A 21793-nucleotide genomic window follows, 5' to 3' on the forward strand; every position below is an offset into this window, starting at 1 on the left:
ATAGGCGCAGTCCAGAAGGCGGTACCGGCCCGCACCCCCGCCCGGTCACCCATCAGCATACTGTCGTGGGTGGCCGGGTGGGGGTGGGGGCCGGTGCCGGGGCTTTTTTCCGGTGGGCCCCGGGCCCGCCGGGGCCGCCTTGCCGGTCCGGGCGGGCAGGAGTAGGAAGCCGGCGGAGTTCCTGCCCTGGGCGCCTCCGGGCTGTCCGGCGGGTTCCGCCCTCCTGCCCTCAAGGACGTGTCAATGGCCCGCAACAAGATCGCGCTGATCGGCGCCGGCAATATCGGCGGCACCCTCGCCCACCTGATCGGCCTGAAGGAGCTGGGCGACGTCGTCATGTTCGACGTGTTCCCCGGCGTCGCCGCCGGCAAGGCGCTCGACATCATGCAGTCCGGCCCGGTGGACGGGTTCGATGCCGCCATGGCCGGCACCGGCGACTATGCCGCGATCAAGGGCGCCGATGTCATCATCGTCACCGCCGGCTTCCCGCGCATGCCGGGGATGAGCCGCGACGACCTGCTGACCAAGAATGCCGGCGTGATGGGCCAGGTGGCCGAGGGCATCAAGACCTACGCCCCCGACGCTTTCGTCATCTGCATCACCAACCCGCTCGACGTCATGGTCTGGGCGCTGCAGCAGAAGTCCGGCCTGCCGGCGAACAAGGTGGTCGGCATGGCCGGCGTGCTGGACAGCAGCCGCTTCCGGCTGTTCCTGGCGCAGGAGTTCAACGTCTCGGTCGAGGACGTGACCGCCTTCGTGCTCGGCGGCCATGGCGACACCATGGTGCCGCTGACCCGCTACTCCACCGTCGCCGGCATCCCCGTTCCCGACCTCATCAAGATGGGCTGGACGACGCAGGAGAAGATCGACGCCATCGTGAACCGCACCGCCAATGGCGGCGGCGAGATCGTGAAGCTGCTGGAGAAGGGCTCCGCCTTCTACGCCCCGGCCGCCTCCGCGATTGCGATGGCCGAGGCCTACCTCAAGGACAAGAAGCGGGTCCTGCCCTGCGCCGTGATGCTGAACGGCGAGTATGGCCTCAGCGACTTCTATGTCGGCGTGCCGGTCGTGATCGGCGCCGGCGGCGTCGAGAAGATCGTCGAGGTGCAGTTCACGCCGGAGGAGAAGGCCGCCTTCGACAAGTCCTGCGACGCGGTGAAGAAGCTGATCGAGGACTTCAAGAAGCTTGGCGTCTGAGAGCCGGTCTGGCGTCCATTCGCTTGCAGGGGATGACCGTATGAACATCCATGAATACCAGGCGAAGGAGCTGCTGCGGCGCTACGGCGTCGCGGTGCTCCAGGGCCATGTGGCCTGGACGCCGGAAGAAGCGGCCGAGGCGGCGAAGAAGCTGCCCGGCCCCGTCTATGTGGTGAAGTCGCAGATCCATGCCGGCGGCCGCGGCGCCGGGCGCTTCAAGGAAGACCCGAACGGCAAGGGCGGCGTCCGCGTCGTCAAGTCGGTCGAGGACGTCAAGGCCGCGGCCGAGGCGATGATCGGCAAGACGCTGGTCACCAAGCAGACCGGTGAGGCGGGCAAGGTCGTTTCCCGCGTCTATGTCGAGGATGGCTGCGACATCAAGCGCGAGCTCTATCTCGGCCTGCTGGTCGATCGCGCCACCTCCCGCCTCACCGTCATGGCCTCGACCGAGGGCGGGATGGAGATCGAGGAGGTCGCCGAGCACCACCCGGAGAAGATCCTGAAGGCGGCGATCGACCCGGCCTCGGGCATCTCCGGCTTCCATTGCCGCAAGCTCGCCTTCGGCCTCGGCCTGACCGGCAAGCAGGTGGCGAGCTTCACGAAATTCGTCACATCGCTCTATGGCGCCGTGCAGGAGCTGGACTGCGCCATCGTCGAGATCAACCCGCTGGTCGTCACCGGCGCGGGCGAGATCGTGGCGCTCGATGCCAAGGTCTCCTTCGACGACAACGCGCTGTTCCGCCACAAGGACCTCGAGGCGCTCCGTGACGACACGGAGATGGACCCGAAGGAGCTGGACGCGGTCAAGAACGACCTGAACTATGTCGCGCTCGACGGCGAGATCGGCTGCATGGTGAACGGCGCCGGCCTCGCCATGGCGACGATGGACATCATCAAGCTCTACGGCTCCTCGCCGGCGAACTTCCTCGATGTCGGCGGCACGGCGAATGCGGCGCGGGTGACGGAAGCCTTCCGGATCATCACCTCGGACAGCAACGTCAAGGCGATCCTGGTGAACATCTTCGGCGGCATCGCCAAGTGCGACATGATCGCCAATGGCATCGTCGAGGCCTCGAAGAACCTCTCGCTCTCGGTGCCGCTGGTCGTACGGCTGGAGGGCACCAATGTCGAGCTGGGCAAGAAGATCCTGGCCGAGAGTGGCCTCGCCATCATCCCCGCCGAGAATCTGGCGGACGCGGCGCAGAAGGTTGTCGCCGCTGTCAATGAGTCGCGCGCCTCTGGCGCGACCAAGGGAGCCTGAGCCATGGCGATCCTGATCGACGAGAACACCAAGGTCATGACCCAGGGCTTCACCGGAGCCCAGGGCACCTTCCATGCCGAGCAAGGCATCGCCTATGGCTCGAAGTATGTGGGGGGCGTGACGCCGGGCAAGGGCGGCAGCACCCATATCGGCCTGCCCGTCTTCGACACGGTGGCGGATTGCGTCGCCGTCACGGGGGCCAATGCCAGCGTCATCTACGTGCCGCCGCCCTTCGCGGCGGATGCGATCCTGGAAGCGATCGATGCGGAGCTGCCGCTGATCATCTGCATCACCGAGGGCATCCCCGTCCTCGACATGGTGCGGGTGAAGCGGGCGCTCGGGGGGTCGAAGTCACGGCTGATCGGGCCGAACTGCCCGGGTGTCATCACCCCAGATGCCTGCAAGATCGGCATCATGCCGGGGCATATCCACCGGCGCGGCTCGGTCGGCATCGTCTCCCGCTCGGGGACGCTGACCTATGAGGCGGTAGCGCAGACCTCCGCCGCCGGGCTCGGCCAGTCCACCTGCGTCGGCATCGGCGGCGACCCGGTCAAGGGCACCGATTTCGTCGAGGTGCTGGAGATGTTCCTGGCCGACCCCGAGACCAAGTCGATCGTCATGATCGGCGAGATCGGCGGCCAGTCGGAGATCGAGGCAGCGGAGTTCCTGGCGCGGGAGAACAAGGCCAAGGGGGCGGGTCATAAGCCCGTCGTCGGCTTCATCGCCGGCGCCACCGCCCCGCCCGGCCGCCGCATGGGCCATGCCGGCGCCGTGATCTCGGGCGGCAAGGACACCGCCGCGGCCAAGATCGAGGCGATGCGCGCGGCCGGGATCCATGTCGCGGACAGCCCGGCGGCGCTCGGTTCCACCATGGTGAAAGCCCTGAAGGGCTGATATCGGGGCGGGGGGCCTGCCACAGGCCCGCCCCAAACCCTATGTAGGGCAGGCGCCAGGGCCCCGTCCGGGGCCCGGCATCCATTGCACTTGCCGATTGAGACCGCCGGTCCGGCTGGCCGGCACGGAGAGACACATGGCCGGAGTGGATATCCTCGCGACTGCGATGACGGGCGCCAATGCCGCCTATCTCGCCGATCTCTACGCCCGCTGGGTGGAACGGCCCGAGAGCGTCGATCCGTCCTTCGCCGACCTCTTCGCCGCCCTCGACGACGATGCCAAGGCGGTGCTGACCGATGCGGTCGGCGCCTCCTGGGCGCCGCGCCCGCGCGGCGGCTTCGCGCCGGAGCCCGAGGCCCCGCCGGCCGGCAAGGGCCCGGCTGGCAAGGACAAGGCCGCCACTGCCCCGGCCGCTGCCGACCCGGAGGTGATCCGCCGCGCCCAGCTCGATTCGATCCGCGCCCTGATGCTGATCCGCAGCTACCGGGTGCGCGGCCATCTGGAGGCGCAGCTCGACCCGCTCGGCCTGCAGCAGCAGAAGCGCCACCAGGAGCTGGACCCCACCTTCTGGGGCTTCTCGGACGCCGATATGGACCGCCCGGTCTTCATCAACGGCGTCCTCGGCCTCGAGACCGCGACCCCGCGGCAGATCATGGAGATCTGCCGGGCCACCTATTGCGGCCCGATCGGCGTCGAGTTCATGCATATCCAGGATCCGGAGCAGAAGGCCTGGATCCAGCAGCGCATGGAAGGCGCCCCCTGGACCACGGCCTTCGATGCCGCGGGCAAGCGCGCCATCCTGGAGGACCTGACCGAGGCCGAGGGCTTCGAGGCCTTCTGTGCCCGCAAATACGTCTCGACCAAGCGCTTCGGCCTCGAGGGCGGCGAGAGCACCATCCCGGCCATCCAGGCGGTGATCGAGACCGCCGCGGGCGCCGGTGTGAACGAGATCGCCATCGGCATGGCGCATCGCGGCCGGCTGAACGTGCTGGTGAATGTGGTGAAGAAGCCCTTCACCCAGGTCTTCTCGGAATTCGCCGGCGTCGGCGCCAACCCGGACGACGTCCAGGGCTCGGGCGACGTGAAATACCATCTCGGCACCAGCACCGATATCGAGGTGGCGGGGCGCCAGGTGCACCTCTCGCTCCAGCCCAATCCCTCGCATCTGGAAGCGGTCGATCCGGTCGTGATCGGCAAGGTCCGGGCGCGGCAGGACATGGCGGGCGACACCAAGGGCCGGCATTCGGTCATGGGCATTCTGCTGCATGGCGATGCCGCCTTCGCCGGCCAGGGCGTGGTCTATGAGACGCTGGCGATGAGCCAGCTCATCGGCTACCGCACCGGCGGCACGATGCATATCGTCACCAACAACCAGATCGGCTTCACCACCGTCCCGGTGCATGCCTATTCGGGCCTCTATTGCACCGATGTGGCGAAATCCGTGCAGGCGCCGATCTGGCATGTGAACGGCGACAACCCGGAAGCGGTGGTCTTCGTCTCCCGCCTCGCCACCGAATTCCGCCAGAAATTCTCGACCGATGTGGTGGTCGACATCGTCTGCTACCGTCGCCACGGCCATAACGAGAGCGACGAGCCGGCCTTCACCCAGCCGATCATGTATGGTCGCATCAAGGAGATGCGGACCACCCGGACGCTGTATGCCGAGCGCCTGGCGGCCGAGGGCAGCGTCCCGGCCGAGCAGGCCAAGGCGATCTGGGACGCCTTCAACCAGCGGCTGGAGGAGGCACATCAGGCCGCCCAGACCTTCCGCCCCAACAAGGCGGACTGGCTGGAAGGCCACTGGTCCGGGCTGAAGCCGATCGGCACCGACGAGCAGGTCGAGCAGCTCCATCCCACTGCCGTCCCGCTGGAGACGCTGCGCGAGGTGGGCGCGTCGCTCGGCCGCGTGCCGGAGGGCTTCGCGGCGAACCCGAAGATCGCCCGCCAGCTCGAGGCCAAGAAGCAGGCGATCGAGAGCGGCGAGGGCATCGACTGGGCGACCGGCGAGGCGCTCGGCTTCGGCACGCTGCTGCTGGAAGGCCATCGCGTCCGCCTCTCCGGCGAGGATGTGCAGCGCGGCACCTTCAGCCACCGCCATGCGGTGCTGGTCGACCAGAAGACCCAGGCCGAATACGTCCCGCTGAACAACATCCGCGACGGCCAGCCGCGCTTCGAGGCCTTCAACAGCCTGCTGAGCGAGTTCGGCGTGCTCGGCTTCGACTACGGCTATTCGCTGGCCGATCCGCACAGCCTGGTCCTGTGGGAGGCGCAGTTCGGCGACTTCGCCAATGGCGCCCAGGTCATCATCGACCAGTTCATCGCCTCGGCCGAGACCAAGTGGCTGCGCATGTCCGGCCTGGTGATGCTGCTGCCGCATGGCTATGAGGGCCAGGGGCCGGAGCACAGCTCCGCCCGGCTGGAGCGCTACCTCCAGCTCTGCGCCGAGCGGAACATGCGGGTCTGCAACCTGACCACGCCGGCCAACTACTTCCATGCGCTGCGGCGCCAGCTGAAGGCGAATTACCGCAAGCCGCTGGTGCTGATGACGCCGAAGTCGCTGCTGCGGCACAAGCTCGCGGTCAGCAGCCTCTCGGAGTTCGGGCCCGGCAGCGGCTTCCGCTACCTGATCCCGGAGATCGACGCGATCGCGCCGGAGGAGACGGTGAAGCGCGTCGTGCTCTGCAGCGGCAAGGTCTATTACGACCTGCTGCAGGAACGGCGGGACAAGGGCGTGAAGGACGTGGCGATCATCCGCGTCGAGCAGCTCCATCCCTTCCCGCAGCAGAGCCTGGGCCAGGCGCTGGCGCCCTACAGGAACGCCGAGGTCGTGTGGTGCCAGGAGGAGCCCGAGAATATGGGCGCCTGGACCTTCGTCGACCGGCGGATCGAGAAGGTGCTGAAGGGGCTCGACATCAAGGCGAAGCGGCCCGAATACGTCGGCCGCGACGAAGCGGCGAGCCCGGCCTCGGGCCTCGCCAAGGTCCATCAGCAGCAGCAGGAAGCCCTGGTGCGGGCGGCGCTGGGGCTCTGAGCCCCGGCCACTGCGAGACGGAAGGCGAGAGAGAACGATGGCGACGGATATCCTGGTACCCACCCTCGGCGAGAGCGTGAGCACCGCCACCGTGGCGCGCTGGCTGAAGAAGGCCGGCGAGACCGTCGCGGTGGACGAGCCGCTGGTGGAGCTGGAAACCGACAAGGTGACGGTGGAGGTGAATGCCCCCTCCGCCGGCGTCATCGAATCCATCGCCGCCGATGAGGGCGCCGAGGTCGAGCCGGGTGCGGTGCTCGGCGTGATCGGCGCCGCTGGTGCCGGCGCGGCGAAGCCCGCCGCGGCGCCGAAGCCCGCGGCCCCGGCACCCGCGCCCGCCCCGGCGCCGGCCGTCGCCGCCCAGCCGAAGGTCGAGGAGCCGCGGGTGCCGCAGGGCCCCGTCGCCGTGCCCGGCACCCCGCATGCGCCGCTGCCCGCCGCCGCCAAACTGATGGCCGAGAACAAGGTGAGTGCCGAGCAGATCGGCACCGGCACGGCGAAGGACGGGCGGATCAGCAAGGGCGACGTGCTCGACTTCCTCAGCCGCCCCGCCGCGGCGCCGGCCGCCGCCCCCGCCGCCAAGGGCGCCCGCGCGCTGGAGGAAGGCGAGGAGCGGGTGAAGATGACCCGGCTGCGCATCACCATCGCGCGCCGGCTGAAGGAGGCGCAGAGCAATGCCGCCATGCTCACCACCTTCAACGAGGTGGATATGGGCGCGGCCATGGCGCTGCGCGCCGAATACCGCGACACCTTCGAGAAGCGGCACGGCGTCCGGCTCGGCTTCATGTCCTTCTTCGTGAAGGCCTGCGTCGCGGCGCTGAAGGAATTCCCCGCCGTCAACGCCGAGATCGAGGGCGACTCGATCATCTACAAGAACTTCGTCCATATGGGCATCGCGGTCGGCGGGCCGAACGGCCTGGTCGTGCCGGTGCTGCGCAATGCCGACCGGATGGGCTTCGCCGAGATCGAGAAGACCATCGGCAGCTTCGGCAAGCGCGTGCGCGACGGGCAGCTCAAGCTTGAGGAGATGGCGGGCGGCAGCTTCACCATCACCAATGGCGGCATCTATGGCAGCCTGATGTCGACGCCGATCCTGAACCCGCCGCAGTCCGGCATCCTTGGCATGCACAAGATCCAGGACCGGCCAATGGTCGTCGGCGGCAAGATCGAAGTGCGGCCGATGATGTATCTGGCGCTGTCCTACGACCACCGGATCGTGGACGGGAAGGAAGCCGTCAGCTTCCTCGTCCGCGTGAAGGAAAGCGTCGAGGATCCGCGCCGGCTGATGCTCGATATCTGAGCATCGACCGCACATTCCTGCTAAACTCCGGACCAAAGGCGCCCGTCTCCCACCCCGGGGACGGGCTGCCGCCACCTGCACCGGGAGAGTTCCAATGCGTTCCTTTGAAGGCCAGTTCTCCGACAACCGTCCGCTGAAGCGGACGCGCGAGGAGAAGGTGCGGCTGCTGGCCGAGCTGAAGGAAACCTACAAGACGCTGAAGCCGCACACCTCGCCGGAGCTGCGTACCTCGATCGCCGGCAAGATCCGCGAGCTGCAGGCCGAGCTGGCCGCGCCGCCGCCGCCGCCGCGCGAGCGGCGCGTGCCGTCGCATCAGGAAGGCTTCGGCAACGGGCCGCGCGTGCCCCGCCGGCCGCGGCCGCCGCGGGAGATCTGAGGTGCGGGTCGCAAGCCTTCTGTTAGTTGGCTTTCTTGCGGCTTGCGGAACGACTCAGGCGCCCATGGCCTATGCGCCGACGGTGCCGGTCAGCGCCGTCTCGGCCCGGCCGCTAGTCGCAGTGGTGCAGCCGGTGACGAACCAGCGGCGCGCTGGCAGCGACGACCCGCGCTGGATCGGAACCATCCGCGGCGGCTATGGCAATCCGGTCAAGACGCTGGAGGCCGACCGGCCGGTCGACCAAGTCGTGGCCGGGGCCTTCTCCGAAGCGCTGGCGGCGCGCGGGTTGCAGGCGGGGACGGGGGACGGGCGCTATGCCCTGGCCATCACGATCTACCAGTTCGATGCCAACCAGTATGTGCGGCGGGAAGCCACGGCCGATTTCGGCATCCGGGTGACGGAACGCGCCACCGGGCGCGAGGTCTGGTCCGACCGGACCAAGGCCTACAATGTCGATGGCAGCATCCTGTCGCTGAGCACCGGCGTCTTCGCTTCGGTCGATGACCTGAAGCGCGTGGCGCTCCGCAGCATGAGCGAGGCGATCGACACCTTGCTGGACAAGCCGGGCTTCCGAGCTGCGATTCGCGGCTGAGGCCCGACGGCGCCCCTACCCCATCCGCCCCGCCCGATGCAGCATGGGCGGAACGCCAGGGGAGGAAGCGCCATGCGCCTCAAGGACAAGACCGCCATCATCATCGGCGCCGGGCAAGGCCCTGGCGAGGGCATCGGCAATGGCCGGGCGACCGCCATCCGATTCGCCCAAGAAGGCGCCCGGGTTCTCTGCGCCGATCGCGACCTCGCCTCCGCCGAGGAAACCGCCCGCCAGGCCGGCAACGGCGCCTCCGCCTTCGAAGCCGATGTGACGCGGGAGGCGATGCTGGCCGCCGCCATCGCCGAGGCCGTGCGGCGCTTCGGCCGGCTGGACATCCTGCACTACAATGTCGGCGTCTCGCTCGCCGGCGGCGACGCCCCGCCGACCGAGATCACCGAGGACGCCTTCGACCGCGTCACCGCCATCAATCTCCGCGGCTTCGTCATGGCGGTGAAGCATGCCCTGCCGGTGATGCGGGCCCAGGGCTCGGGCGTGATCCTCTCGATCTCCTCGGCCGCGGCGGTCGAGAGCTATCCCAATGTCACCTACAAGGCGACCAAGGCGGCGATGATCGCCGTCACCGAACAGGTGGCGAACCAGAATGCCGGCCATGGCATCCGCTGCAACACCATCCTGCCCGGGCTGATGGACACGCCCATGGCGGTCGATACCCGCGTCCGCCATACCGGCAAGACCCGGGCCGAGGTGGCGGCCGAGCGCGACGCCAAGGTGCCGCTGCGGCGGCGGATGGGCACTGCCTGGGACGTGGCCAATGCCGCCCTCTTCCTCGCCAGCGACGAGGCCGGCTTCATCACCGGCGTCGCCCTGCCGGTCGATGGCGGGCGGCTGGTGCAGATCGGGTGACCGGCGCATTGCGGGGCGTTGAGTTGCAGTCGACAAGCATTCGCATCTAGATAGGGGGATTCCGGCCCACGGATCCCGCATGTCCTTCATCACCGATGCCGTCACGGCTGACCCCTTCCAGGCGAGCCCCGGCTTCGACCTCGGCGCCGCCCCGCGCGGCTTCCGCGGCCGCATCCAGGGCCTGCGCGCCTTCGCCAGCGGCGGCCTGGCGGCGGAGGAGCTGGAGCGGCGGCTGCTGGAACTCGGCTTCGTCGAGGGCGCGCGGGTCGAGATCCTGCACCAGGGCCTGTTCGGCCGCGACCCGATCGCGGTGCGGGTGGATGGCGCGACCATCGCCCTCCGCCGGCGGGAAGCGGCCGCGGTGCTGGTCGAGCCGCTGGACTGACCTCGGCAGGGACATCCCCCGATGAATGAGTTGGCCCCGGCCCAGCGCGATCTCCGCATCGCCCTGGTGGGCAATCCGAATTGCGGCAAGACGGCGCTGTTCAATGCGCTGACCGGCAGCCGCCAGCATGTCGCCAACTATCCCGGCGTGACGGTGGAGCGGAAGGAGGGCGACCTCTCGACGCCCGAGGGCCGCAAGGTCTGCCTGGTCGACCTGCCCGGCACCTATTCGCTCCGCGCCCGCAGCCCGGATGAGGTGGTGACGCGCGACATGGTGCTCGGCACCCAGGCGGGGGTGGAGCCGCCGGACCTGCTGGTCTGCGTCGCCGATGCGACCAATCTCCGCCTCGGCCTGCGCCTGGTGCTGGAGCTGAAGCGGACCGGGCGGCCGCTGCTGCTCGCCCTCAACATGGCCGATATCGCCCGGCACCGCGGGATCGAGATCGATACCGATTTGCTAGCCGAGGCACTGGGTCTGCCGGTTGTCACCTCGGTCGCGGTGCGGCGAGGCGGGACGGCGGCGCTGCTGGCCGAGCTGGACCGGATGGCGCGGCTGCCGGCCGCGGCCCCGCCCGCCGGCGGCTGGACCCCGCCCGATGCCGCCGGGCTGCGCGCCCTCCAGCGGGAGGCGGACCGGATCCTCGCCGCCGCCGTGCATGCGCCGGACCGGCGGGATGCGGTGACGCGGCGGCTGGATGCGGTGCTGCTGCACCCGGTCGCCGGGCTGGTGGTCCTGCTGGCGGTGCTGTTCCTGATGTTCCAGGCGGTCTTCGCCTGGGCGCAGCCGGCGATGGACCTGATCGATGCCGGCTTCCAGGCGCTGGGCGCCGCGGTCGGCGGGCTGCTGCCGGAGGAGGGCGCGCTCGGCCTGCTGCGGAGCTTCCTGCAGGACGGGCTGATCGCCGGGGTCGGCAGCGTGCTGGTCTTCCTGCCGCAGATCCTGGTGCTGTTCCTCTTCATCCTCCTGCTGGAGGATTTCGGCTACATGGCCCGCGCCGCCTTCCTGATGGACCGCATCATGGGCGGCGCCGGGCTGCATGGCCGGGCCTTCATCCCGCTGCTCTCCTCCTTCGCCTGCGCCATCCCGGGCATCATGGCGACGCGGGTGATCGACAGCCGGCGGGACCGGCTGGCGACCATCCTGGTGGCGCCGCTGATGACCTGCTCGGCCCGCATCCCGGTCTATACGCTGATCATCGGCGCCTTCATCCCCGACCGGCCGGTAGGCACCGGCGCCTGGGGCTGGGTCGGGCTGCAGGGCCTGGTCATGTTCGGCCTCTATGCCGCCGGGATCGCCAGCGCGCTGGCCATGTCCTTCGCCTTCAAGCGGCTGCTCTGGCGCGGCCAGCCGACCGAGCCCTTCATGCTGGAGCTGCCGGACTACAAATGGCCGCGGCCGCTGAACCTGGCGCTCGGCCTCTGGCAGCGGGCCAAGGCCTTCCTGCGCCGGGCGGGCACCATCATCCTGGCGATGATGGTGGTGATCTGGTTCCTCTCCTCCGTCCCCCGGCCGCCGGAGGGCGCGACGGAGCCCGCCATCGAATACAGCCTGGCCTATGCCATCGGCCATGCGGTGGAGCCGGTGCTGCGGCCGATCGGCTTCAACTGGCAGATCGGCGTGGCGCTGATCCCGGGGATGGCGGCGCGGGAGGTGGCGGTGGCCTCGCTCGGCACCGTCTATGCGGTGGAGAATGCCGAGGAGGAGGCGCCGAAGCTTGGCCAAGCCCTGTCCGAGCAATGGAGCCTGGCGACGGCGCTGGCCTTCCTCGCCTGGTATGTCTTCGCGCCGCAATGCGTGGCGACGCTGGGCGTGATCCGGCGGGAGACGGGCAGCCGCGGCTGGGCCTGGTTCACCTTCGGCTACATGGTGACGCTGGCCTATGCGGCGGCTTTCGTGACGTTCCAGGTGGCGCGGGCGCTGGGGGCGGGGTAGGGGGCAGGAGTCATTTCGCTTGCGTTGAGGGGGTGGGCCCCGCTACTAAGAATAAAATCCTTATTCTCTATCCTTCCGCCGGCATCTGGGGCCACGCAAGCGTCACTTGCCGTTTCCCCAAAATCCGTATTTTACGGAAGTGCCATCGCGGCGGTAGCGCCGCTCGATGGAAGGAAGCCCCGCCATGCATGTGCCATCCATTGCCGAATTCACGGCCAGCGATCTCAAGACCTCCGGACCGGTGCTGGACGCCGCTGTCCGCGGCGTTGTCCGCATCCGAAGGCGGGGACAAACCTTCGTCCTGCTGAGCGAGGCGCGGCTGGATGAGATCGTAGCCGAAGCAAGCGACCCCCGTCCGAAGAGCCTGGCGGACCTCGTGCAGGGCTACGATGCGGAGGATGTGAAGAACCGCCTCCGGGGCTGGGAAGCCGAAGAGGCGGTGGGCAAGGAAGGCCTCTAGGTGCCGAAGCGCGGCGATAACTTCCAATGGGCGGGCTATGTCCCCGCCCTCGGCGACGTGGCGCATCTCAACTGGTCCCCGCAGGCGGGCCATGAGATGGCCGGGCCGCATTACGGCTTGGTTCTCTCGGCCGACCTGTTCAACCAGGCGACGGGCCTGGCGGTGATCGCGCCCATCACCTCGAAGGGCGGGAAGCTGTCGGGCTTCGAACTGCCAATCAAGGCCGGCCGCATCGCCGGCGTCGTCGTGCTTTCGGCCCTGCGCTCCCTCGATTACCAGGCCCGCGACATCCAGTATGAGGACAAGGCTGATCCGGCGCTGGTGTCCGAGGCCAACCGGCGCGTCAGGATGGTGTTCCCGTAGCGGCCGGCCATGCGTCCGCTTTATGGGAATTTAGCCGGATTGATCCCGGTTGACCTGGTTTGAACCACCTTCGAACCCAAACTCCCCCGCCTCTTCCCACGGCCCGCCGCGATAGTGCCAGAGCTGGAACCCCTCGCCCGTCGCCACGAAGGGGCTGAACCCCGCCGCCAACTCGCCTTGCAGCACCCGCGCCGCCTCCGGTGCGACCTTGTTCTGCACCGTCACATGCGGCCGCAGCCTTTGCCGGTCCTGCGGGCCGAGCCAGTCGCGCCAGCCCGCGGCCAGCCCGGCATGCAGGAATTGGAGTTTGTCCGAAAACAACCGGAACGCCACACCGCGTCCGAGGGGGAAGGGCGGCCCCACCTCCAGCGGGAACGGCGCCTCCGCCGCGGCCACCGCCCGCAGCCGGGCCTCGATCGCCGCGCGCTCCGCCCCCGGCAGGGCATGGAACAGGGTCAGGTGCGCCGCGAGGAAATTCCGCTCGGGCGGGAAATGCGCCCGGCGCAGCCGGTCGAACCAGGTCTGGCTCGCCGCGTCGAGCCGCAGCGTCAGGATCAGCGGGTCAGCCAAGGCCGCGCCGGATCGCCTCGTAGCTGGCGCGCACCAGGGCCGGGCCATGCGCCCGCTCCAGCCGGCGGATGGTGAAATGCGCCCCGGCGATGCCGGAGAAATGCTCGAGGAAGGCGAGGTTCACCGCCGCGCCCCCGGCCGCGCCGATCACCGGCGCCGCCTGGGCCGAGAGCTTCACCGCGACCGGCGCCCCGAAGCGGGCGGCGATGGCGCCGAGGAAGCCGGGCAGCAGCGACCCGAGCCCCCGCCCAACCGCGCCCTTCAGCGTCTCGGCGAGCGCGATGCGCAGGGCGAAATAGCCGCTCTCCCCGTCGTCATCCGCCGGGTCGCGGCCGCCGAGGGCGAAGACCTTGAGGCATTCCGCCTGCACCAGCGGGTCGGACAGATCCTCCCCCTGCTCGGCGGCGATGGCGGCGATGCGGCGCAGCAGCAGGGTGGTGGAGACCGGCAGTTCCATCAGCGTGCCCGGCAGGCCGAAGGCCCCGCCGGCGGCGCCGGAGGCGGCGAGCAGCCCGCGATGCAGCCAAGTGGCCGAGAGCGGCGTCGGGTTGCGCGCCGGGTCGGACCGCAGGGCGGCCCCCATCGCGCCTTCCAGGGCGCGGCGGATGGCGCCGTCCAGCATCCGCTGCGCGGCCTCCGGCAGGCGGCGCTTCAAGGCCTCGACCGAGCCACCGACCAGGGAGGCCAGGCGGACAGGCAGGGAGGTGCCTTCGAGGATGGCCACCGCCGCGGCCAGCGCGGCATGGTCGTCGCTGCGCAGGGTGGCGGGGACGGGAAGGGTCTCGGTCTCGCTCATGCCGGCAACAACCTCCGCGCTGGCGCCGGGTTCGCCGCACGGGCAGGATTGAGGCAAGCCGAAGGACCGAGCCGATGGATGGCAGCCTCCCCGTCAGCGTGATCCGCACCGCCTGCCCGCATGACTGCCCGAGCGCCTGCGTGCTGGAGGTGGAGCGACTCTCGGCGACGCGGATCGGGCGGGTGCGCGGCTCCGCCAGCTACGACTACACGGCCGGGACCTGCTGCGCCAAGGTCGCCCGCTATGCCGAGCGGGTGCACCACCCGGCGCGCCTGACGCGGCCCCTGCTGCGCATCGGCGCCAAGGGCGAGGGGCGCTTCGCCCCGATCCCCTGGGAGGAGGCGCTGGACCGCATCGCTGAGGCCTTCCGGCAGGCGGCGGCGCGCGACGGGGCGGAGGCGGTCTGGCCCTACCACAGCGGCGGCACCATGGGCGTGCTCGCCCGCTGGGGGCTCGACCGGCTGCGGCATGTGATGGGGTATTCGCGGCAGAAATCCACCATCTGCGTGACGCCGGCCGAATCCGGCTGGCGGGCCGGGCATGGTGCGGCACGCGGCGCCGACCCGCGGCTTGTGGCGGAGGCGGACCTGATCCTGATGTGGGGCGGCAACCCCGTCTCCACCCAGGTGAACCTGATGGCGCATATCCAGCAGGCCAGGAAGCGGCGCGGGGCGAAGCTGGTGGTGGTGGATGCCTATCGCTCGCCCTCCATCGAGGCGGCGGATCTCGGCATCATCCTGCGGCCGGGGACGGATGCGGCACTGGCGCTGGCCATGATGGCGGTGGCGCTGGAACGGGGCGCGGCGGATCGTGGCTTCCTCGCCGCCCATACCGATTGGAATGCGGGGGTGGAGGCACATCTCCGCCGCCACACGCCGGACTGGGCGGAGGGCATCACTGGCGTCCCGGCGGCCACGATCCGGGCGCTGGCCGAGATGTATGCCGGGACGCGGCGAATGTTCCTCCGCGCCGGCGTCGGCTTCACCCGCCACCGCAATGGCGCGGCGACCATGCATGCCATCTCCTGCCTCGCCGCGCTGACCGGCGCCTGGGCGGAGGAAGGGGGTGGCGCCTTCTTCTATGCGCTGGAGGGCTGGGGGCTGGACACGCGCCTCGCCTGGGCCAGCGACCGGATCGACCCCAGGGTGCGGGTGCTCGACCAGTCGCGGATCGGCGCGGTCCTGAATGGCGAGGCGCTGGCGGGCGGGCCGCCGGTGACCGCGATGCTGATCCAGAACGCCAACAGCGCCGAGGTCGCGCCCGACAGCGCAGCCGTCCGGCGGGGCCTGGCGCGGCGGGACCTGTTCCTCGCGGTGCATGAGCAGTTCATGACCCCGACCGCGGCGCTGGCGGATGTGGTGCTGCCGGCGACGACCTTCCTCGAGCAGAGCGACCTCTATCTCGGCCTCGGCCATACCGCGCTGACCGTCGGGCCGCGGGTCATCGCGCCGCTCGGCGAGGCGCGTAGCAACCATGCGGTGGTCTGCGCCCTGGCGGCACGGCTGGGGGCGGAGCATCCCGGCTTCGGCCTGGAGGAGGAGGCGATGCTGGATGCGACGCTCCGCGCCTCTGGCCTGCCGGGCTGGGAGGAGGCGAAGGCGCGGGGCCATATCCCGGTCGGCAATGCCATCCCGGCCGGGCCGGATTTCGCAGGCTTCCCGCAGCCCGATGGGCGCTTCCGCTTCCGCCCCGACTGGGCGGCGCTCGGGCCGCATGCCGAGGGGATGCCGGAGCTGCCGAGCCATTGGGAGAGGCTGGAGGCGGCGAGCGCGGCGACGCCCTTCCGCCTCATCACCCCGCCGGCGCGGAGCTTCCTGAATACCAGCTTCACCGAGACCCCTGGCTCCCGCAGCCGGGAGGGAATGCCGCGGCTGCGGCTGCATCCAGCGGATGCCGGGCGGCTCGGCATCGCCGATGGCGCCCCGGTGCGGATCGGCAATGCCCGCGGGGCGCTGACCCTGCATGCGATGCATTTCGACGGCGTGCTGCCAGGCGTGGTGGCGGTGGAGGGCATCTCGCCCAGCGCCGACTTTCCCGAGGGGATCGGCATCAACGCCCTGATCGGCGCCGAGCCGGTGGCGCCGGCCGGCGGCGTCGCCTTCCACGATACGGCTGTGTGGGTGCAGCCAGCCTAGTGATTGGCGCCGGTCAGCAGGCTGGAATGGATCCAACCCAGCGGCTGGGCCTCGCCCACCTGCATCCAGCCGCCGGGGGCGCGGCTGAACACCTTGTATTCGGTGCCCTGCGGCGCGACCCGCAGCACCTCGGACCCGCCGAGGGGCGCGGCGCGGATATTGGCGGGGCTGCGCACCAGCACGGCGCCGATCGGCGGGGCGGCCTCGACCGGTGAGGCAGGCGCCTGCTGGGCGGTGAGCGGTGACGCGGCCTCGACAGGCTCGGCCGGCTGTTCGGCGGCGTTGCGGCAATAGCGCGCGGCGGCCGAGGCGGAGACGGGCAGGCCCGGCCCCTGTTCCAGCACGGTGGTGTAGCGGTGCCCGTTCTGCGGGATGGAGCCGTCGCGCGGCAGCAGGATGCGGAGGATGAAATCCGTCGTGCCGACCCGGCCGCAGACTGCCCGCTCATCGGCCGGGCCGAAGCGGACCACCTCCAGATTGCCGAAGGCGAGGTTGGGCGCATTGCGCAGCCGGCTGCGGATCGAGTCCTTCGCCACCTCCGCCAGCACCTGCTCCGACGAGGTCGGGGCAGCGGCCAGCGATCGTGACGCACCCTCGCCCTGGCGGGAGCCCAGGGCCACGACACCGATCCCGACGACTGCAACGACCGCGATGCCCGTCAGGGCCAAGCCACGCATGTTTGCCGCACCCTGGGGGGCGGGCGCCCGCCCCATGCCGCGCCCCGCACCCCCGCCGCCTAAAACCCCGCCGGGCGGGAAGGTTGCAATTGCGAAGCGCGCCTACCAGGCATCTTCCCGTGCGGCGGCTGCCACCCGGTGGAAGCCGGACAGCGCCTCGAAGGTCTGCTGCGCGATCTCGGCCGGCGGCCCGTCCAGCCGCGCCAGCACCAGATAGAGCCGCCCGCGCCCCGCATTGCCCTGGGAGGCGGCGTGGAACAGCTCGGCGCTCTGCGGCGCGGCGTATTGCGCCAGGGTCTCCTCCTTCAAGGGCCGACTGCCGATCCGCTTGCTGTCATGCCACTGGCGCAGGGCATAGGTCGCGCCATCCGTCGGATCGCGGCCGAAGGCGCCCGACCCGTTGCGGTCGAGCGGGGTGTAGGAGGCGGAGACGTCACCCAGCCGGATGATGATGTCGAGCCCGGCCGGCAGCCCGGTCGGGCGCAGCGTCGTGCGCCATTCGAAGCCGCCCTTCACCGCCTCGGGCGCCGAACCCGCGGCCGGCTTGAAGGTGTTGCGGCCGCCACGGAAACGCTCATCCGTGGCGAGGGCGCTGCGCCAGGTTTCGAACAGCGCCGCGACCTCGGTCCGCTTCTCGATCGGCTGCAGCTTCAGCAGCGTGGGGGTCGTGTCGCTCATCGCCTGCGGGTATCCACCAACACGCCGGAGGCGCGAAGCGCCGCCAGCTCGGCCTCGGAGAAGCCATGGGAGGTCAGCACACTGTCGGTGTGCTCGGCGAAGCGCGGCGGCGCGGCACGGGTGCCGCCCGGGGTGCGCGACAGCTTGATGGGCGTGCCGAGGCCGCGATAGGCGCCGAGCTCCGTCACCATGGCGCGATGCGCGGTATGGGCCGCGGCCATCGCCTCGTCCACATGCAGGACCGGACCGGCGGGCAGGCCGGCGGCCAGCATCCGGCGGGTCAGGTCATGCCCGTCCTCCTGGGCGAAGCGTTCCTCCAGCACCGCGGTCAGCGCGTCGCGGTTGACGACGCGGGCGCCGTTGGTGGCGAAGCGAGGATCCTTCGCCATCTCGGGGAAGCCGAGGAATTCGCAGAATTTGCGGAAGGCCGGGTCGTTGCCCGCGGCGACGAAGATCTCGCAGGTGCGGGTGCGGAATTTGGAATAGGGCGCGAGGTTCGGATGCGGGTTGCCCGTCGCCTTCGGCCGGTTGCCGTTGAGGAAGTAATTGGCCGCATGCGGGTGCAGCAGCGCCATGCCGCAATCATGCAGCGTCATGTCGACATACTGGCCGAGCCCGCTGCGGGCGCGTTCCTGCAGGGCCATCAGGATGCCGATGGTGCTGAACAGGCCGGTGGCGATATCGACGATCGGGTTGCCGAGCCGGGTCGGGCCGGAATCCCCGGTGCCGTTGATCGACATCAGGCCGGTCATCGCCTGCAACACGGCGTCATAGCCGGGGAAGCCGCCCAGCGGCCCATCCGCGCCGAAGCCGGAGACGCGGCAATGCACCAGGGCGGGGAAGCGGTGCTTCAGCACCGCGTCGTAGCCGAGGCCCCAGCGCTCCATGCTGCCGGGCTTGAAATTCTCGATCAGCACATCGGCGCCATCGAGCAGGCGCAGCAGCACCTCCCGCCCCTCGGGCTTCGAGAGGTCGAGCCCGACCGAGCGCTTGTTGCGGTTGACGCCGACGAAGTAGCTGGCATCGCCGGCCTCGTTGAAGGGCGGGCCCCAGTCGCGGACCTCGTCGCCCTGCGGCGGTTCCAGCTTGATGACCTCGGCGCCATGGTCCGACAGCACCATGGTGCAGTAGGGGCCGCCCAGCACCCGCGTCAGGTCGATCACCCGGAGCCCTGCCAGGGCCCCGGCGGATTGGGCCAGACCCAGCCCCGCCGCCTCATTCATATCCGCATGTCCTCGCGCGTCTCTCCAGGACTTCTCTAGACCGAACCTGGGCGGCAGGCGAATTCCGCGGGCGAAGCAAGGCTTGCGGTCGGTCGCCGGCTGGGCGATGCCAGGGGCCATGCCCGAGCCCATGACCCTGGAAGGCCCCCGCCTCCGCCTCCGTCCCTGGCGCGCGGAGGACCGAGACCCGCTGGCGGCGCTGAATGGCGATCCGGAGGTGATGCGCCATTTCCCGGCCCCGATGACCCGGGCCGAGAGCGATGCCTGGGCCGACCGGATGGAGGCGCATGTCGCCGCCCATGGCTGGGGCTTCTGGGTGGTGGAGCAGCGGGAGAGGCCGGGGCTGATCGGCGTGGTCGGGCTGCTGACCATTCCCTGGGAAGCGGACTTCACCCCGGCGGTCGAGATCGGCTGGCGGATCGCGCCCGGCTTCCAGCGCCAGGGCTTGGCAGAGGAGGCGGCGCGGCTTTCGCTGAAGGCCGGCTTCGGGCCGGTCGGCCTGACGGAGGTGGTGGCCTTCACCGTGCCCGGGAATGCGCCGTCCTGGCTGCTGATGGCGAAGCTCGGCATGCGGCCGACCGGGACCTTCGAGCATCCGCGCCTGCCGGAAGGGCACCCGTTGCGAACCCATCTGCTCTACCGGCTCAGGCGGCAGGACTGGTTCGCCTGAATTTGGTCGGGCGACCGTCCACCAACCCTTGATGACCGACCCTGCCGTGCTAGCTTTCCCTCAAAGAGGGAGGACAAGCCATGGCTGCTGCCGAAATCGGGCCGCTGACGCCGCAAGCTCCGGACAGCCTCTCCTCTGCCGGCCCGGTGGAGCGTGCCCGTGCCCTGATCCCCCTGCTGGAAGCGGCCGGCCCTGCTATGGAGCAGGCGCGGGAGCTGCCGCCCGAGGTGCTGGAGGCGCTCCGCGCCAACGACTTCTTCCGCCTGCTAACCGCCCGCGCCATCGGCGGCCAGGCGATGCCCCTGCCGCTCTATGCCGAGGTGATCGAGGCTGTGGCGATCGGCGATGCCAGCACCGCCTGGTGCGTGAACCAGGGCAATGTCTCGGCCCTCAGCTCCGCCACCTACCTGCCGCAGGAGGTCGCGCAGCACTTCTTCGGCGAGCGCGACAGCGGCCTCGCCTGGGGGGCGCAGCATATCCGCGCTGCGGCGGTGCCGGTGGAGGGCGGCTGGCGCGTCACCGGGCGCTGGGATTTCGCGAGCGGCAACCGCCATGCCCGGCTGCTGGGCGCGCATGTGCCTGTGGCCCAGCCCGACGGCACGCCGCGGCCGGGGCCGAACGGCAAGCCGGAATTCGTCACTGTCCTGTTTCCGCGCGAACAGGCGGCGATCACCGAGGATTGGGCCGCGCTCGGCCTGCGCGGCACCGGCAGCGACACCTATGAGGTGACGGACCTCTTCGTCCCTGCAAGCCATGCCTGCTTCCGCGACAAGCCGGAGGGGCGGCAGGAGACGGGGACGCTGACCCTCTTCACCTCGCATCTCTGCTATGCCTCGGGCTTCGCCGCGACCGCGCTCGGCAATGCCCGCGCGCTGCTGAACCGCTACCTGACGCTGGCCCGTGGCAAGACCGCCCGCGCCGGCGCCCAGCCCATGGCGGAGAACCACTGCATCCAGTCGCAGGTCGCCCAGCTGGAGGCAAAGCTGCGCGCCTGCCGGATGTATCTGCTCGGCACGCTGCGCGAGGCCTGGGCGGAGGCGGAGGGCACCGGCGCGCTCAGCCTCGATGCCCGGATGGCGGTGCGGCTGGCGACGACCAGCGTGATGGCGGAGGCGACCGAGGTTGCCGTTGCCTGCTACCGCGCCGGGGGCACCACCGCGGTGCTGGAATCGGAGCCTTTCGAGCGGCGCTTCCGCGATGCGATGTGCGTCTCGCAGCATCTCCAGGGTGGGCCCTGGCATCTGGAGATGGTGGGGCGGCACCTGCTGGGCGTGCCGCAGGCGGTCCAGTTTGTTTGATGGCGCCGGCGGATGAAATCCTTGCCAGGCGGAAAGGGGTTTGGCCTGCCCGAAAGGTTGCGAGCGGCCCCGGGCTGAAGCTTTCGCCGACATCGCAGCCAATGGCGCTGTAATCCGGTCTTTCCAAGAACTTGCCAGAGGCCGGGCGGGTGGATTACCGACTGTGAGTCCATCGCAATTGCAGTGGCCCCACGCAGCGTCGGTTTCTTCTTGCCCTTCCCTCCGCGCTCGGCGCTTGGCTTCCCGCCCCGACCGGCACAAGCAGCTGCCGCTGGACTATCCGGCGCTGGAGGCGGGGCTGGACCGCGTCGCGGCGCTGAGCGAGGCGGGGCAGGGTGAGGCGGCGCTGGCGGCCCCTGATGTCTATCACAACCTGGCGGAGCGGATGGTGGCGAATTACCCCCGGCCGGTGCGGTGAGGCGGATAGGGGCTTCCTTCCTGTGGCCGGCTGGGCTATGGGAGGCGCGCTGGACCCGTAGCTCAGCTGGATAGAGCGTTGCCCTCCGAAGGCAAAGGTCGTACGTTCGAATCGTATCGGGTCCGCCATATCTCCTCAATGGGCTAGCTCGTAGGCACCTTGCCTCGCAGGCCCTCTCCCCTGCATTGAGGCAGCAGATGGTCAACAGGACCGGCTAAGTCGCTGGTCACTTGGCCTCCTGCTGATTACTGCCCGAGGTGTCGGTTCTTGTCTCCGAGATGACCCGCGGAGATTCCCTCAGGGTCGTAGTCGGACCCTGGCGCTGTGGCGGCCACCATCTCGATGGTGGTTACCCGGCACCCAAGCCCAGTCCTCGACGATCATACCCGGCGATGCTCGTTCGATGCTGGCAGACGATCCGCTTATCGTCTCAACCGTAATCGCCTGAGATGCTCATAAGGGGCGCAGGGTCAGACTGGCCGGAGTGCCGGGATGTTCCTCACGATCAGCATTTCACCGAACACTCCGTCGTAAACTGCAGCCAAGGCCAGCAGGCGGCGGGCCTGGGCGCATCCTTGGTCGGACGAGCCGCGGCACGAAGCCCAGCCGCGCCAGAGTCGCCTCGAAGTGGGATGGGCATGGCGAAGCTCCTCTGTTCGCCATGTTGAATCAGAGC

Annotated in this window: 21 protein-coding genes and 1 tRNA gene; 17 read left to right on the top strand and 5 right to left on the bottom strand. The window is 69.9% G+C overall.

Annotated elements, in window-relative coordinates:
- Window positions 1–243 precede the first annotated feature (243 nt).
- The 12 genes from mdh to JMJ55_RS17875 all read left to right on the top strand — a co-directional run bounded on the left by mdh (window position 244) and on the right by JMJ55_RS17875 (window position 12652).
- Window positions 244–1197 carry a malate dehydrogenase gene (mdh, locus tag JMJ55_RS17820; RefSeq protein ID WP_202826932.1) on the top strand — a complete coding sequence of 318 codons (954 nt, stop codon included), beginning with the start codon at window positions 244–246 and terminating at the stop codon, window positions 1195–1197.
- A 40-nt stretch (window positions 1198–1237) separates the two neighbouring features.
- Window positions 1238–2458, top strand: coding sequence for an ADP-forming succinate--CoA ligase subunit beta (gene sucC / locus JMJ55_RS17825; protein WP_202826933.1), 1221 nt, complete (start codon window positions 1238–1240; stop codon window positions 2456–2458).
- 3 nt (window positions 2459–2461) lie between these two features.
- Window positions 2462–3352: a succinate--CoA ligase subunit alpha gene (sucD, locus tag JMJ55_RS17830; protein ID WP_202826934.1), complete on the top strand. Its 891-nt coding sequence runs from the start codon at window positions 2462–2464 to the stop codon at window positions 3350–3352.
- A gap of 136 nt (window positions 3353–3488) precedes the next feature.
- Window positions 3489–6383: a 2-oxoglutarate dehydrogenase E1 component gene (locus JMJ55_RS17835; protein WP_202826935.1), complete on the top strand. Its 2895-nt coding sequence runs from the start codon at window positions 3489–3491 to the stop codon at window positions 6381–6383.
- 37 nt (window positions 6384–6420) lie between these two features.
- Window positions 6421–7680 (top strand): 2-oxoglutarate dehydrogenase complex dihydrolipoyllysine-residue succinyltransferase, encoded by a 1260-nt coding sequence (gene odhB, locus JMJ55_RS17840; RefSeq protein WP_202826936.1) that lies wholly within the window; start codon window positions 6421–6423, stop codon window positions 7678–7680.
- Window positions 7681–7774: 94 nt separating this feature from the next.
- Window positions 7775–8056, top strand: coding sequence for a hypothetical protein (locus tag JMJ55_RS17845; protein WP_202826937.1), 282 nt, complete (start codon window positions 7775–7777; stop codon window positions 8054–8056).
- A 64-nt stretch (window positions 8057–8120) separates the two neighbouring features.
- Window positions 8121–8648 carry a YajG family lipoprotein gene (locus JMJ55_RS17850; protein WP_202826938.1) on the top strand — a complete coding sequence of 176 codons (528 nt, stop codon included), beginning with the start codon at window positions 8121–8123 and terminating at the stop codon, window positions 8646–8648.
- 72 nt (window positions 8649–8720) lie between these two features.
- Complete coding sequence (locus JMJ55_RS17855) at window positions 8721–9512, top strand: SDR family NAD(P)-dependent oxidoreductase (protein WP_202826939.1); 792 nt, start codon at window positions 8721–8723, stop codon at window positions 9510–9512.
- A gap of 79 nt (window positions 9513–9591) precedes the next feature.
- Window positions 9592–9897 (top strand): FeoA family protein, encoded by a 306-nt coding sequence (locus JMJ55_RS17860; RefSeq protein ID WP_202826940.1) that lies wholly within the window; start codon window positions 9592–9594, stop codon window positions 9895–9897.
- Between the two features lie 21 nt (window positions 9898–9918).
- A complete protein-coding gene (gene feoB, locus JMJ55_RS17865) occupies window positions 9919–11829 on the top strand; it encodes a ferrous iron transport protein B (protein ID WP_202826941.1) in 1911 nt (636 codons plus the stop codon).
- A 184-nt stretch (window positions 11830–12013) separates the two neighbouring features.
- On the top strand, window positions 12014–12289 hold the full coding sequence (locus tag JMJ55_RS17870) for a hypothetical protein (protein ID WP_202826942.1): 276 nt from the start codon (window positions 12014–12016) through the stop codon (window positions 12287–12289).
- The gene (locus tag JMJ55_RS17875) at window positions 12290–12652 is read left to right on the top strand and encodes a type II toxin-antitoxin system PemK/MazF family toxin (RefSeq protein WP_202826943.1); all 363 of its coding nucleotides are present in this window, start codon (window positions 12290–12292) and stop codon (window positions 12650–12652) included.
- Between the two features lie 30 nt (window positions 12653–12682).
- Here the strand turns inward: JMJ55_RS17875 and JMJ55_RS17880 are convergent, their stop codons facing one another.
- Together JMJ55_RS17880 and JMJ55_RS17885 are read right to left on the bottom strand one after the other, a co-directional pair.
- Complete coding sequence (locus JMJ55_RS17880; RefSeq protein ID WP_236033801.1) at window positions 12683–13222, bottom strand: 2'-5' RNA ligase family protein; 540 nt, start codon at window positions 13220–13222, stop codon at window positions 12683–12685.
- Entirely contained in the window at window positions 13215–14018 is an 804-nt protein-coding gene (locus tag JMJ55_RS17885; RefSeq protein ID WP_202826945.1) for an EcsC family protein, read from the bottom strand. The genes JMJ55_RS17880 and JMJ55_RS17885 overlap by 8 nt, the downstream gene beginning before the upstream one ends.
- Window positions 14019–14092: 74 nt before the next feature.
- On the opposite strand from JMJ55_RS17885, the gene JMJ55_RS17890 reads away from it, so the two are divergent.
- A complete protein-coding gene (locus JMJ55_RS17890; RefSeq protein ID WP_202826946.1) occupies window positions 14093–16153 on the top strand; it encodes a molybdopterin-containing oxidoreductase family protein in 2061 nt (686 codons plus the stop codon).
- Here JMJ55_RS17890 and JMJ55_RS17895 read toward each other — a convergent pair.
- From JMJ55_RS17895 to JMJ55_RS17905, 3 genes are all read right to left on the bottom strand, one after another.
- Window positions 16150–16830 carry an SH3 domain-containing protein gene (locus JMJ55_RS17895; protein ID WP_202826947.1) on the bottom strand — a complete coding sequence of 227 codons (681 nt, stop codon included), beginning with the start codon at window positions 16828–16830 and terminating at the stop codon, window positions 16150–16152. The two genes, JMJ55_RS17890 and JMJ55_RS17895, sit on opposite strands and share 4 nt — an antisense overlap.
- A 102-nt stretch (window positions 16831–16932) precedes the next feature.
- A complete protein-coding gene (locus JMJ55_RS17900; protein ID WP_202826948.1) occupies window positions 16933–17508 on the bottom strand; it encodes a hypothetical protein in 576 nt (191 codons plus the stop codon).
- Window positions 17505–18731, bottom strand: coding sequence for a CaiB/BaiF CoA transferase family protein (locus tag JMJ55_RS17905; RefSeq protein WP_202826949.1), 1227 nt, complete (start codon window positions 18729–18731; stop codon window positions 17505–17507). Before JMJ55_RS17905 ends, JMJ55_RS17900 begins: the two co-directional genes overlap by 4 nt.
- A 118-nt stretch (window positions 18732–18849) precedes the next feature.
- Between JMJ55_RS17905 and JMJ55_RS17910 the strand changes: the two genes are divergently transcribed.
- The 4 genes from JMJ55_RS17910 (at window position 18850) to JMJ55_RS17925 (ending at window position 21245) form a co-directional block, all read left to right on the top strand.
- The gene (locus tag JMJ55_RS17910; RefSeq protein WP_202826950.1) at window positions 18850–19401 is read left to right on the top strand and encodes a GNAT family N-acetyltransferase; all 552 of its coding nucleotides are present in this window, start codon (window positions 18850–18852) and stop codon (window positions 19399–19401) included.
- An 80-nt stretch (window positions 19402–19481) separates the two neighbouring features.
- Window positions 19482–20699 (top strand): acyl-CoA dehydrogenase family protein, encoded by a 1218-nt coding sequence (locus JMJ55_RS17915; RefSeq protein ID WP_202826951.1) that lies wholly within the window; start codon window positions 19482–19484, stop codon window positions 20697–20699.
- A 235-nt stretch (window positions 20700–20934) separates the two neighbouring features.
- The gene (locus JMJ55_RS17920; protein ID WP_202826952.1) at window positions 20935–21117 is read left to right on the top strand and encodes a hypothetical protein; all 183 of its coding nucleotides are present in this window, start codon (window positions 20935–20937) and stop codon (window positions 21115–21117) included.
- A gap of 51 nt (window positions 21118–21168) precedes the next feature.
- Window positions 21169–21245 (top strand) — tRNA-Arg (locus JMJ55_RS17925).
- Window positions 21246–21793: the final 548 nt, after the last annotated feature.

Source organism: Belnapia mucosa (assembly GCF_016775475.1).
Taxonomy (GTDB): Bacteria; Pseudomonadota; Alphaproteobacteria; order Acetobacterales; family Acetobacteraceae; genus Belnapia; species Belnapia mucosa.